The sequence below is a fragment of the Methylomonas sp. MED-D genome, from assembly GCF_050276835.1.
GTDB lineage: Bacteria > Pseudomonadota > Gammaproteobacteria > Methylococcales > Methylomonadaceae > Methylomonas > Methylomonas koyamae_A.
The window spans coordinates 136,304-148,940 of the sequence record NZ_CP189965.1 but is presented as its reverse complement, the minus strand read 5'-3'; the positions used below and the strand labels follow the sequence as shown (position 1 = coordinate 148,940).

General features: G+C 56.7%; 14 protein-coding genes and 1 riboswitch. Of the genes, 6 read left to right on the top strand and 8 right to left on the bottom strand.

Annotation, left to right across the window (positions count from 1 at the left end; translation table 11 throughout):
• Positions 1 to 9: 9 nt before the first annotated feature.
• The gene (locus ACQE3E_RS00655) at positions 10 to 1,875 is read right to left on the bottom strand and encodes a TonB-dependent receptor domain-containing protein (RefSeq protein ID WP_313729367.1); all 1,866 of its coding nucleotides are present in this window, start codon (positions 1,873 to 1,875) and stop codon (positions 10 to 12) included.
• A gap of 110 nt (positions 1,876 to 1,985) precedes the next feature.
• A riboswitch (cobalamin riboswitch) is annotated at positions 1,986 to 2,207 on the bottom strand.
• A 131-nt stretch (positions 2,208 to 2,338) separates the two neighbouring features.
• On the opposite strand from ACQE3E_RS00655, the gene fliW reads away from it, so the two are divergent.
• Positions 2,339 to 2,797 carry a flagellar assembly protein FliW gene (fliW, locus tag ACQE3E_RS00650; RefSeq protein ID WP_064026476.1) on the top strand — a complete coding sequence of 153 codons (459 nt, stop codon included), beginning with the start codon at positions 2,339 to 2,341 and terminating at the stop codon, positions 2,795 to 2,797.
• Positions 2,798 to 2,841: 44 nt separating this feature from the next.
• Here fliW and panD read toward each other — a convergent pair whose 3' ends face one another.
• The 5 genes from panD to pcnB form a co-directional block, all read right to left on the bottom strand.
• A complete protein-coding gene (gene panD, locus ACQE3E_RS00645; RefSeq protein ID WP_064026534.1) occupies positions 2,842 to 3,222 on the bottom strand; it encodes an aspartate 1-decarboxylase in 381 nt (126 codons plus the stop codon).
• A gap of 97 nt (positions 3,223 to 3,319) precedes the next feature.
• Entirely contained in the window at positions 3,320 to 4,168 is an 849-nt protein-coding gene (panC, locus tag ACQE3E_RS00640) for a pantoate--beta-alanine ligase (protein WP_313729368.1), read from the bottom strand.
• 2 nt (positions 4,169 to 4,170) lie between these two features.
• Positions 4,171 to 4,980, bottom strand: a complete 810-nt coding sequence (panB, locus tag ACQE3E_RS00635) for a 3-methyl-2-oxobutanoate hydroxymethyltransferase (protein WP_313729369.1) — start codon at positions 4,978 to 4,980, stop codon at positions 4,171 to 4,173.
• The gene (gene folK, locus ACQE3E_RS00630) at positions 4,977 to 5,480 is read right to left on the bottom strand and encodes a 2-amino-4-hydroxy-6-hydroxymethyldihydropteridine diphosphokinase (protein ID WP_064026482.1); all 504 of its coding nucleotides are present in this window, start codon (positions 5,478 to 5,480) and stop codon (positions 4,977 to 4,979) included. Before folK ends, panB begins: the two co-directional genes overlap by 4 nt.
• Positions 5,477 to 6,856, bottom strand: coding sequence for a polynucleotide adenylyltransferase PcnB (gene pcnB, locus ACQE3E_RS00625; protein WP_064026484.1), 1,380 nt, complete (start codon positions 6,854 to 6,856; stop codon positions 5,477 to 5,479). Before pcnB ends, folK begins: the two co-directional genes overlap by 4 nt.
• Positions 6,857 to 7,103: 247 nt before the next feature.
• Here pcnB and ACQE3E_RS00620 point away from each other — a divergent pair, with 247 nt between their 5' ends.
• The 3 genes from ACQE3E_RS00620 to ACQE3E_RS00610 are packed head-to-tail and all read left to right on the top strand — an operon-like array spanning position 7,104 to position 8,190.
• Positions 7,104 to 7,283 (top strand): hypothetical protein, encoded by a 180-nt coding sequence (locus ACQE3E_RS00620; protein ID WP_064026486.1) that lies wholly within the window; start codon positions 7,104 to 7,106, stop codon positions 7,281 to 7,283.
• Positions 7,284 to 7,745 carry an RDD family protein gene (locus tag ACQE3E_RS00615; protein ID WP_269454748.1) on the top strand — a complete coding sequence of 154 codons (462 nt, stop codon included), beginning with the start codon at positions 7,284 to 7,286 and terminating at the stop codon, positions 7,743 to 7,745.
• A 58-nt stretch (positions 7,746 to 7,803) separates the two neighbouring features.
• Positions 7,804 to 8,190 carry a lipocalin family protein gene (locus ACQE3E_RS00610; RefSeq protein WP_168030336.1) on the top strand — a complete coding sequence of 129 codons (387 nt, stop codon included), beginning with the start codon at positions 7,804 to 7,806 and terminating at the stop codon, positions 8,188 to 8,190.
• Between the two features lie 49 nt (positions 8,191 to 8,239).
• Here the strand turns inward: ACQE3E_RS00610 and lptG are convergent, their stop codons facing one another.
• Together lptG and lptF are read right to left on the bottom strand one after the other, a co-directional pair.
• Positions 8,240 to 9,307 carry an LPS export ABC transporter permease LptG gene (lptG, locus tag ACQE3E_RS00605; RefSeq protein WP_427501664.1) on the bottom strand — a complete coding sequence of 356 codons (1,068 nt, stop codon included), beginning with the start codon at positions 9,305 to 9,307 and terminating at the stop codon, positions 8,240 to 8,242.
• A complete protein-coding gene (gene lptF / locus ACQE3E_RS00600; protein ID WP_064026539.1) occupies positions 9,307 to 10,440 on the bottom strand; it encodes an LPS export ABC transporter permease LptF in 1,134 nt (377 codons plus the stop codon). Before lptF ends, lptG begins: the two co-directional genes overlap by 1 nt.
• Before the next feature lie 92 nt (positions 10,441 to 10,532).
• Between lptF and ACQE3E_RS00595 the strand changes: the two genes are divergently transcribed.
• Together ACQE3E_RS00595 and ACQE3E_RS00590 are read left to right on the top strand one after the other, a co-directional pair.
• Complete coding sequence (locus ACQE3E_RS00595) at positions 10,533 to 12,017, top strand: leucyl aminopeptidase (RefSeq protein ID WP_426991663.1); 1,485 nt, start codon at positions 10,533 to 10,535, stop codon at positions 12,015 to 12,017.
• Positions 12,018 to 12,095: 78 nt separating this feature from the next.
• Positions 12,096 to 12,551, top strand: coding sequence for a DNA polymerase III subunit chi (locus tag ACQE3E_RS00590; protein ID WP_427501143.1), 456 nt, complete (start codon positions 12,096 to 12,098; stop codon positions 12,549 to 12,551).
• Positions 12,552 to 12,637: the final 86 nt, after the last annotated feature.

The window sequence follows — 12,637 nt, the reverse complement described above, 5'->3', positions numbered from 1 at the left end:
CCAAGGGAATCAGTTGTTGTAATGTACGGAAAAGTAAAAGTTCCGGCCGGCGGTATTATAAGTATCGACGGTTTGGTATTGCTTATCCAGCAGATTGTTCAATTTAGCGCTCAGCGTCCAATGCTTGTCGATGTGGAAGGCGGTGCGTAAATCCACGGTCACGAAGCCATCGACTTTCCGGGTGTTGGCCCGGTCGTCGTAGCGATGGCCTTGCGCCAGCACATGGCCGCCAACGTCGACGGCACCAAACGAGCGCGACAAATCGTAAGACAGACTTTGCTCGGCGCGCCGGGCCAGATCCAGATTGGTTTGGCGATTGCGCGGGCTGAGCAAGCTCATGCTCAACTTATTTTGCCAACCCAGCCATTGACCGCCCAGTTCCGCCTCTAGGCCGTCGATTTGGGCTTTATCGACGTTTTGCGGCTGATAGCGATAGGTGGTCGAATTCAGGATTTCGCCGGCCCAATCGATTAGATTGTCGATATTGGTGTGATAGGCGCGCAATTGCCAATTCAGCCAGTCATGCTGTCCAGCGAGGCCGGCTTCGAAGGTCGTCGATTCCTCGGGCTTCAGCCGCGGATTGCCCTCGGTGATGTAGGTAAAGCCGGCAAAGTCGGACTGGTTGTGCGGCCAGTACAAGTCATTGAAGGTCGGCGCCTTGAACGCGTTGCCGAAACTGGCGAACGCGCTCAAACCGTAATCCCAGTTAAAGCGCCAGCCGAAATTGCCGGTCACCCGGTCGCCGAAGGCTTGGTTCTCGTCCCAGCGTAAGGCCGCGTTGATGAAATGGCGATCGAATAGCCGGCTGTGCAAGTCAGCGAATACCCCGACGTCGTAGCGCGAGGATTCGCTGTAGTTCACCGAACTACGTACTTCGTCGAGGCGATAATCGCTGCCCAAGGTCAGACGATGGGCTTCGGTCAGGCGAAATTCGTTCTGCCAACTGGCATTCCAGCGGGTGGTGTTGTATTGGCTGTTGAACTGGCCGTTAGCGTTGAAATTGTCGGCCCTGTCCTCGGTCTGGCCGAAACGGAATATCGAGCGCCAATGTTCCAGTACGTCGAAGCTGGCCGTCGTACCGACCACTTGATTGACGAAAACGGTTCGATTCGGTGTGCCATCGTATTCGGATTTGCCTTCGGCGCGCATGAAAAAGGCTTCGACCTCCGCGTTGTTCGCAAAACGATGGCCGACACGGGCGTTTAGGCCGGTGTTGTAATAGGCATCCCTATCGGTTTCCGTGCCGATACTGCGGGTATTGAAACCTTGGCTGCCCAGGTGAGAAGCGCCCAAGCTATACCAATTGTCGCCCCATTTGCCACTGATAGAACCCGCGCCGTTGACGGTATCGAACGACCCGGCACCGGCATCCAGGCTGATGCTGGGGGTTTCGGTCCGAGCACCCTTGCGGGTGAAAATCTGAATGACACCGCCGATCGCTTCCGAACCGTAGAGCGCCGATTGCGGTCCTCGGGTAATTTCGACCCGCTCGATTTGATCGATCGGCAACCATTGAAACGCCGTGGTGCCCAAAGTGACCGAACCGGCCTTGATGCCGTCGATCAACACCAAAATATGGTCGGAATTAGTGCCGCGCATATAGACGTTCGCTTGCTGACCGTAGCCGCCGTTCTGAGTAATGTCCAGGCCGGGCGCGGTTTTGAGTAGATCGGGCAGGGTTTTGACTTGCGATTGCTCGATGTCGGCGCGTGTAAATACCGTGGTCGCGCTGGCGAGTTCGTCGGTAAGCGTGGCGGTGCGAGTCGCCGTAACGACGGTATCCGGCAAATTAACGCTCGATTCGGCCGGTGTCGCCCCGGAAAATACGGTGCCGGCTCCCGCCAACGCCAGCAAGGGATAGTAAGGTTTGTGCATGGTTGTCCTCTGCGCCCACCGCGCATTCGGGGTATAAAAACGACAGAGGAGAACGGGGCACGAAAAAGGCGTAGACAGGCTGCGACCATTCCGTAAACAGCCCTCCGCTGTCTCGAATGATCTTTCGGGCCAGTCTCCGGGCTCATAAGCGGCCTTAGCGGCCTGAAGTTGCGGCCTTCCCATGCGCAATCGCACAGTGGCTTGTTCGCAATTCTTGACTTATCTACCGTTGCGGGGGCAGCGTCGGCATGAACGGTGGATGACACCGGCTCACCGACTTCCTGTTTAAGCCGGACCATACGGTCCAGGACACCTGAAAGAGGGAAGGCGATTTTAGGCCGGAATAGTCGTTTGCGCAAGGCAAGTCTCCCGGTAAGGATTGCAAATCACCGGTTACATGCTATAACTTGGGGCATTTATCAACGAAGCCGCTCAGAAGGCTTCAATAGAAACTGGCGGGATCATGGAAATTCAATCGAAATTGCTAGGCAACCAAGACATCAATCCGGACACCATTATCACCTTTCCGCGCGGTATTCCTGGCTTCGAGGATCAAACCCGTTTCAAGCTGTTTCATCAGGAAGGCAGCGAAATCGTTTATTGGCTGCAAGCGGTGGATAACGCGGAATTGACATTCTCGGTCGCGCATCCGGCCCATTTCAACATCAATTACAACTTCACGCTGACCGACGACGAAGAAGCGCTGTTGAAGATCGAGGAAGGCGACGATTTATTGATTTTGATTTTACTGCACAAGGATAACGAACAGGAAAACGGCAAGCCGACCATCAAGGGGTCTATCAAAGCGCCGCTACTGATCAACAGTAACAAGCGCATCGGCTATCAGAAAGTTTTGGTGACGATAGAACAAAGCATCACGCTAACCGAGAAAGTCAGCGAAATCGACGTATCGGAAGCGTAAAACCCTTCGGCAACCGCCGACGCAATGCGGCGGTTGCTTTTACGTTATGCGGCTTGTACCGGAATGGCGTGGCTGGAATGGCTGATGTGGTTATTGCCGTCGAAATACACCAGCGTCGGCTGATAGTTTTTCAACTCTTTTTCGTCGAGACTGACGTAAGCCGCGACGATGATCAGATCGCCGGGACACGCCAAACGAGCCGCCGCGCCGTTGATCGAAAAAATACCGGAGCCGTCCTGAGCGCGAATCGCGTACGTCGTGAAGCGTTCGCCATTGTTGACGTTGTAAATATGGATCTGCTCGTATTCCCTAATCCCTGAAAAATCCAAAATCTTGCCGTCAATCGCACAGGATCCTTCGTAATCCAGTTCTGAATGCGTTACCCGCGCACGGTGTAACTTGGCTTTAAGCATGATGGTTTGCATGGTAAACAAGTTCGAAGACAGGGATGGCGATTATGCCTGAAATTGAACGGGCTATCAAATATCGGCATTGGCTTTATCGCCGGAAAGCCTTGTCTCGTCAACCATTTGAACGACAAACCAGGTTGTCGATCAAGCGGGTATTGCCGAGTTTGGCCGCGGCAAGAATCACCAGATCCATGTCGCCGGAAGTGGCGGGCGCCAGATCGGCGGCGCGACAAATCGTAAAGTAATCCACCACGAACCCGGCTTGTGTCAGGCGTAGCGACTGGGCGGCTTCTATCCCGGCAAAATCGCGCTCGCCGCGCTGTATCGCATCTCCAGCGGCCCGCAAACATCGGTACAACTCAGGCGCGCTAGCGCGCTGCGGTGCCGTCAAATAGCCGTTACGCGAACTCAGCGCCAAGCCGTCGTCGTCCCGCTCCGTCGCGACACCTTGGATTGCCACCGGTAGATTCAGATCGGCCACCATGCGCCGAATCAGCGTCAATTGTTGAAAATCCTTTTCGCCAAGCAGCAGCAGATCGGGCTGAACCATGTTCAACAATTTGCAGACAACCAACGCCACACCGTCGAAATGGCCGGGCCGACTCGCGCCACAATGGATGGTCGACAAACCGGCAACCGAGATAGTCGTCAGGGAAGCCTGCGGATAGATTTCCGCGACGCCGGGCAGAAACAGCAGATCGGCGCCGACTTCGCTCAACTTGGCCACGTCGTCGGCTTCGGTGCGCGGGTAACTGGCAAAATCTTCGGTCGGACCGAACTGGGTCGGATTCACGAAAATACTGACCACAATCTTGTCGGCATGACGGCGGGCAGCCTCGACCAGCCGGAGATGTCCGGCGTGCAGATTGCCCATCGTCGGGACGAAGGCAATTTTCAAATCGGCCCGGCGCCAGGGTTTCAGCAGCATTCGCAATGCTTCGATGCGATCGACGGTTTGCATGATCAGTAGGCGTGCTCGGAGCTGGGAAATTCACCGGATTTAACGGCGGCGTGGTAGCTGGCGACCGCGTCCGCGATACCGGCCGCGCCGGTCATGAAGTTTTTCGAAAAACGCGGCCGTTTGCCTGCGCCGATGTCGAGCATATCGTACAACACCAACACCTGGCCGTCGCAAGCCGCGCCCGCGCCGATGCCGATTACCGGTATCGCCAACCGCCGACTGATGCGCTCGGCCAGTGCCGCCGGCACGCATTCCAGTACCAAACCGCCGGCGCCGGCTTGTTCCAATGCCACGGCGTCGGCCAGAATGCGCTCGGCCTGGCCGGCGTCCCGGCCTTGCACCCGATACCCGCCCAGTCGGTTGACCGATTGCGGCAGCAGGCCCAGATGTCCGCAAACCGGGATGCCTTGCTCGACCAAAAAGGCAACGATGGCAGGCTTGGCACCTTCCAGCTTGACCATTTGCGCGCCGCCCTCGCGCATTAGCCGCGCGGCATTGTTCAGCGCTTGCTCGGGCAGTGCGTAACTGGCAAATGGCAGATCGACGATCAAAAATGCTCGGCGACGCGTTTTCGCGACACAGCGGCCGTGGTAGACCATGTCGTCGATAGTCACCGGCAATGTGCTCGCTTCGCCTTGGACGACCATGCCCAACGAATCGCCAACCAGCAGTACGTCGATGCCGGCGTTATCGAGTACCGCCGCGAAGCTCGCGTCGTACGCGGTCAGGCAGCTAATCTTTTCGCCGGCGCGTTTCATTGCCGCCAGATCGCTGATCGTCAACATTTTGGTGGTCTCGCCGTACAGGGTCATGAATCGATTTGGGTCAAACCGTCCGGCGGACAGCGGCTCATCAGTTCGGCCAGCGAGCCGAGACCGGGCACCGTCAAATCCGGTACTGAAAGCTCCGCCAGCGGATACAGGACAAAGGCACGCTTGGCCAATTCGGGATGCGGTACGATCAGATCCGGTTGTTCGATGATCTGGGCATCGTAGAGCAACAGATCCAGATCCAGGGTTCGAGCGCCCCAGCGCTGCCCACGCACCCGGCCATGGCGGTTTTCGATGGCTTGCAATTGGCGCAGTAAATCGATGGCCGGCAGCGCGGTGGCGATCCGCATTGCCGCGTTGACATACTCCGGCTGATCTTGCGGTCCAACCGGCAAACTGCGATACAAGGCCGAAAAACCCAGTTCGACAACCTCGGCTAGCTCGGCAATCTCGCCTCTGGCCTGCGTGACGTGAGCTACCGAGTCTTCCAGATTACTGCCCAGGCCGATATAGGCTTCCCTATAACCAACGGGTAGGCTCATTGCGAATTGGGTTGTTTGGAACGGGAGCGGTAGCGGCCTGTTTTTCTTGCCCTGGGTTTACCGCCGCCCTTGGGCGGTGCGGTCATCCGATGACGTTCGTCCTCGTCGGCCTCCTGAAAGCCCGTCCACCAGGCCACTAGTTCCGGATCGGCGCCACCGGTTTCGGCGCGCAACTGCAGAAAATCGTAGGCCGCGCGGAATTTGGGTTGTTCGAGCAAACGAAACGGCCGAGAACCTACGGTGCGAGTGAATTTCTGTTGCAAAAACCAGACGTCGCGGATCGACTGCGTGATGTGGCGCGGCATTGCGGTAATCTTGACTTGCCGCCCCAAAACCTCGTTGGCGGCGTTTTGATAAGCCAGCGTTTCGTTTTCGCCGTGGTCGATGCGTTGTTGGGCCGATACAGTCAGTGGTTCCCACAATAATGCGGCCAACAGAAAATACGGCGTCAGCGTCTTGCCGTCATTGAAACGCGCATCGGAATTTTCCAGCGCTCGGATCACGAATAAGCGGGGAAAATCCTGCTCCTGACTGGCCAGACAGCGATCGGTGTCGGGAAACAAAATCGCAAACAAGCCGTAATGGCGCAGCATTTCGAAGGTTTGCACACCGTAGCCGGCCAAAAACAGCTTCAACACTTCGTCGTACAAGCGGGCGGAAGGGATACTTTTTAGTAAATCCGTCAGTTCGTATATCGGCTGCTCGGTATCCGGATGCAAGCTGAAACTCAGCTTGACCGCGAAGCGCACCGCGCGCAGCATCCTCACCGGATCTTCCCGGTAGCGCTGCTGAGGGTCGCCAATTAGCTTCAAGACGCCGGCCGAGTGGTCACTCATGCCGCCGGTAAAGTCGACGACCGAAAAATCTCGGATATTATAGTAGAGCGCGTTGACGGTAAAATCCCGCCGCCAGACGTCTTCCTCCAACGTACCGAACACATTATCGCGCAGTAAGCGGCCATCTTCGTGAACGACTTGCTGATCGGGCGCCTCGGCCTCCGAGCCTCGGAACGTTGCCACTTCGATAATTTCCCGACCGAAAAACACGTGAGCCAACCGAAAGCGCCTGCCTATGATTCGGCAATTGCGAAAGATCTGCTTAACCTGCTCGGGGCTGGCGTTAGTCGCGACATCGAAGTCTTTCGGCTCCCGGCCTAAAAGCAAATCCCTGACGCATCCGCCAACCAAATAAGCTTCGAAATCGGCTTTTTTAAGCCGCAACAATACCTTCAACGCATTTTCGCTGATTTGCGCTCTGGAGATGCAATGTTCGGCTCGCGCGTATATTCTCGGGGCATTACTGGAATGCGGCGCGACTGGAGCCGCTTCGACAGCGGTGCCGGGCGGCGAGAAAATTCTTCTGAAAAAACTAAAAATGGCTCTATCCCTAAAGTTTTAAGTGGCGGCGGGTCGAAGGCTATCAAGCAGGATCGGAGCCGGCCGGGCACCTTTATCATAACACCGAGCCAGATTCATGCTCAATCGAGCGCTTTCTTTTACAATCCCTACCTTTATAGGTAGAATTCAGAGACTCGCCGAGTGGCGGCGATACTAAATAATATCGATGACTGTCCTCGTTGTCCGGGCTCCGGCGGCGGGCAATTTACTTCGGAGCGTGGAGCGTATGTTTAAGAAGATATTAAATGGTTTTATCGACCAACCCTTGTTCACCAGTTTGTTCGTGGCCGATTTCGCATTGCTGGTGTTTCACCGGCCGCCTTTCTTGTTTTCGCTGGTCATGCTGGGCTGTCTGGTCGGCATGAGCATGTACATGGGCCAGAAGCTGGCTTTGTTCGAAAAATAATTGCGTCACGATCTTTTTGAAACCGCCAAGCCCGGTGCCGCCAAAGCCGCGACACCGGGCTTTTTGCGTCGCATGGCCGCCGTGTTTTACGACGGATTCCTGTTGTTGGCCATCTGGTTTGTCGCAACCGCGCTGATTCTGCCGTTCAATGCCGGAGAAGCCTTTAACAGCGGCCAATATTTTTATCCGCTGTATTTGTTGGCCGTGGCGTTCGGTTTTTACGGTTGGTTTTGGACGCATGGCGGCCAGACGCTCGGCTTGAAGGCCTGGAAAATTCGAGTCGCGGACAAGGCCGGCGGCAAACTGGGATGGCGGCGGGCCGGCGTGCGCTTTATTGGCGGCCTGCTGTCATGGGCAATTTTTGGCTTGGGCTTTGCGTGGTGTTTGATCGACAAAGAAGGCTTGGCCTGGCACGACCGGCTATCCGGCACCCGCCTGTTTTTTCTGGACGGCCCGGGATAATGCCGAAACGGATGTGCTATATTCGCGCCTCACACCAATCCTAGTCCGGGAGTCCAGAATGAAAACTATAACAATAGCCCTGTCACTGTTTGGCGCATTGATCTCGGCCGCCGCTGATGCCGACGTGCAACTGCAAGATAACTCTAAACTCATCGGAAAATGGCAAGTTACCGCCGAAGCGCTCGCGCTGGACAGAGAAAGGAAACCCTTGCAGGTCACCTGGGAATTCCAAAAAGACGGTACCTTGATCACTACCGGCGAAGATGCGCGTAGCGGCATCGGCGAAATGACCATTCCGATTAAATACAGTATCGAAAACGGTGTGATCAAAAAACAAATCACGCCCGGCCGCGAAAAATACGAAGACTGTTCGGTCGTTGAACTGGACGGCAAGGATATGACGCTGAAATGTAAATTTCTCTATTTGTTCATGACCCACAAATAACCCAATGCCGCTTGGTGCGGAAACTTCCGCCCCAAGCGCCCGCCCACCGCTAGCTGACTCGCCACACCGCCAACGAAGCCACGCAAAACACCACGGCGCTCGGCAACATGGCCATTAGCATCGGATTTATGTCGTAAACCAAGCCAACATGACCGGCGATCCGGTCGAAGATGTTGAAAGTCATCCCGATCACGATACCTACCATCACCCTGGCACCGGTGCTGGTACCTCGGCCTATGCCGATCACGAACGGCGCCGACACCATCAGCATCACGAAGGTCACGAACGGGTTGATCAAACGACTCCAGAACGCCAGCTCGTAACTCTGCGACTTCTGACTGTTCTGTTTCAGAAAGTCGATGTACATAAATAAATCGTACAACGATAAATTATCCGAGTTGACGACCGCCACTTTCAGCAAATCCGAATCGATGCCCGAAGTCCAGGCCTGTTCAGGCTGGGCGCCGGCCAAAATTCGCGGTTGGCCGATTTCGGAATAGCGAACGTTTTCCAACTTCCATTGTTTGTTGCCTAGAAATTGGGCTCGCTCCGCTTGGGTGATTCGACTCACGTGGTGTTGGTCGTCGATGTCGTAAATCCGAATGTCGGCCAAGGTACCGTCATCTTGCAATCTACGGACATTGATGAAGCTGTCGCCCTCGCGCAGCCACATACCATATAAAGAGCGCATCACGACGCCGTCATGCAAGGCCGTGGTTTTCAAGACCTGCGCGGCCTTCTCGCAAGTCGGCGCGACGAATTCGCCCACCGCGACCGCGACGCTGACCAACACTAAGCCGGCCAACATGATGGAGCGGATGATCCAGGCGATCGACAAGCCGGCGGCGCGCATCGCGACGATTTCACGATTGTTCGCCATTGAGCCGACCACGAACAAGCTGCCGAGCAATGCCGACGACGGCACCAATTCGTAAAACACCCGAGGCGAGGTCAGGGTCAAAAACCACAGAATTTGTTTCAGGCCGTAATTGCCCTGGCCCAAATCTTTCAGTTCGTCGCTGAAGCTAAATAAATTAAACAACGTCAGCAACAGCAACACCGCAATCAACGAACCCTTGACGATTTCCTTGACGATATACCAAGTCAGAACATTGATCATGCCAGTTTCCCCCTTACGGTTTCCCACAGCCAGCGCCAGCCGTAGAGTCGAGCCAGCATTAGCAAACCGACCGTCAACAACAGGGCGTCCACCCAAAAATAGCCAAGCCAGCCCGGCACTTTGCCGCCGACCACCCAGCTATGATTGACCCGTTGCAAGTTGCCGTACACGAAATAAATGCCGAAAGCGACCATCATGCTCCCGTAAATACCACCGCGCGGCGAAAGCCGGGCCAGCGGCACGCCCAAGAATGCCAACAGGATGACGCCGGATGGCGTATTCAAGCGATCCTGCAATTCGGCGACATCGCGCGTCTCCCGAGACGACCACAAATCTTCGGTCGCTACCGCCTCTCGGCCCAACACCAGTTCGGTGGTTTTCTTTTCGACCAAGACCGCGTATTCGCCGAATTTTTCGATCGTGAAGTCCCGGTTACCGGGCTGGCCCATCACCCGCTCGCCGTTTTCCAGTATCAGGTATAGCCCGCCGGGTAAAAACGCCAAACGTCCGGTCTCGGCGTTGACGACGCCGGTGCGCTCGCCCTGCTTGTTTTGCACGAAGACCTTGTGCATCCGGCCGTCCTTGTCGACGTTCTCGGTGTAAAAGATCAACTCGCCGTCGCTGTATTCGCTGAAGCGGCCGGCTGAAATACCGCGAATATCGGCATCCTGCCTATCCTGGTGCATCAGTTTTTCGCTCATCGCCTCGGCCCAGGGCGCCGCGAGCATCGACAGCGCCACGCCGGCCAGACTCAGCGGCACGACCAACAGAAATACCGCGCGGTAAATCGTGAACACGCTGCCGCCGGCGGAGGCGATCGCCGCCATCTCCTGTTCCCGGTACATCCGGCCCAACACCATCAGGACCGCCATGAACAGCGATGCGGGCAGGAAGGCATTGGCGGCCAACACGATTTTCAGACCCAACAAGGTCAATACCGTCTCGTTGGCGATGTTGCCCTCGATGGCCTGAGCCAACACCCGGATGAACTTGCGGCTGACGATAATTACCACCAGTACCGTCAACACGCCGCCGACCGTCAAAAACAACTCCTTGACGATCATTTTGTCCAGCACCGTCAATAGCCGAAACGGCCGGCCGGCACTGGGTAAAGCTCGCAAATTGCTCAACAACGCACTCCTGATTTTCTAAGGTATAATCCGGCGAACCCGGCCGCGCCTCGGCGATCCCCTTCAATCCAAGACACCCACGACCTATCGCAATGGACTATTTTATAGAAAGCGCTCCCCTAGACAAACTGCAAAGCGACTGCCTGCTGGTCGGCCTCTACGAAAACCAACAACTCGGCCCGGCCGCGACGGCGCTAGACCAACAATTTGGCGGCCTGCTCACCAAACTGATCGGCCGGGGCGACATCAAGGGGAAAAACGCCGAAACGCTGTTAATCAACCATTTGCCGGACGGCGGTATTCAACGTCTCGTGTTGGTCGGCTTCGGCGAGCGCGGCAAAATCGGCCGCAAGCAGTTCCGTAAGGCGCTGATCGCCGCGGTCGGCGCGATCAAGGCTAGCAAGGTCAAGGCCGCGACCGCCGCGTTGCTGGACATCGACGTCGAAGCCGGCGACGCGCAATGGAAAGCCCGGCAAATCGTGGAACTGTTCGGCGACGGCGTTTACCAATACAGCGCGACCAAAAAGGTCGACGACAAGATTCCGTTGCAACAACTGGCCATCGTTGCCAGTGAAGCACAACACGCCCAGGCCGAAGCCGGATTGCAACAAGGCGCGGCGATCGCGGCCGGCGTCGAATTGGCCAAATCGCTCGGCGACTTGCCGGGCAACGTCTGCACGCCGACTTATCTGGCCGAGCAGGCCTTGGCGTTGGCCGGCCAACACGACAAGCTGACCTGCCAAATTCTCGAAGAGCACGACATGGAAGCGCTGGGCATGGGCTCGTTCCTGGCCGTATCGCGCGGTAGCCGCCAGCCGGCCAAGCTGATTTGCCTGGACTATCAGGGCGGCGACAATAGCCACAAGCCCATCGTGCTGGTCGGCAAGGGTCTGACTTTCGACGCCGGCGGCATTTCGCTGAAGCCCGGCCAAGGCATGGACGAAATGAAGTACGACATGTGCGGCGGGGCTAGTGTGTTAGGGATTCTGCGGGCGGTCACCCAATTGAATTTGCCGCTGAACATTGTTGGCTTGATCCCGTCCTCGGAAAACCTGCCGGACGGCGCCGCCAATAAACCGGGCGACATTCTGACCAGCATGTCCGGCAAAACCATCGAAGTGCTGAACACCGATGCCGAAGGCCGCTTGATTCTGTGCGACACGCTGACCTACGCCAAAAAATACAATCCCGACGTGGTGATCGACATGGCCACGCTGACCGGTGCCTGCATCGTCGCGTTGGGCCGAGTGCCGAGCGGCCTGTTCGGCAACGACGACAAGTTGTGCAACGATCTGCTGGGCGCTAGCGAAACCGCCTGCGACATGCTCTGGCGCATGCCGATCTGGGAAGAATACCAGGAACAGCTTAAATCCAATTTTGCCGATCTGGCCAACATCGGCGGTCCCGATGGCGGCAGCATCACCGCGGCGGTGTTTCTGTCCAAATTCGCCGAGGATTTCCGCTGGGCTCATATCGACATCGCCGGCACCGCTTGGCGCACCGGTGCGAACAAAGGCGCGACCGGCCGACCCGTGCCGTTGCTGACTCAGTATTTGCTGAACCGGGCTGCGGCGTAAGTTCGTTTTGGGGAAAAATCAAACTCAGCCGCGATGGCGATCGCGGCTTCAAGCTCCCGGCCGAACCACGCCTACGACATGACAGAACTCGGCTACTCGCCCGCTGCGCCTGAAGTCAGCTTTTACGTGCTGAGCTCGCACGATTTGGAGCAACGCTACGAATTCGCCTGCAAGCTGATCGAAAAGATCTACCGTAGCGGCCGGTTTTGTTATGTACTCACCGATTCCGCCGAACAGGCCGAGCTGATGGACAAACACTTGTGGACGTTTCGGGCCGGTAGTTTCGTGCCTCATCAACGCTATTCGGGCACGCTGCCCAGCCACCCCGGCACGATTCTAATCGGCGTCGGCGATATTCCGGAAAACTGGCGCGGTGTCATTGTCAACCTGTCCGCCGACTTTCCGCCGACCTCGCCTCCGACCGAGCGGATACTCGAGATCCTTGACAACAGTGAAGCCAGCAAACAAGCCGGTCGCCAGCGCTATCGGCGGTATCAACAGCTCGGATTGACGATTCAGACCCATAAGATGTGAGATTTTCGAGGCGGCGCGCGCCATTGCGCGGATCGGCGAATGTTGCGTGATTTGCCGATCCGAAGCAGTAACCGTTGTCTCCTTGG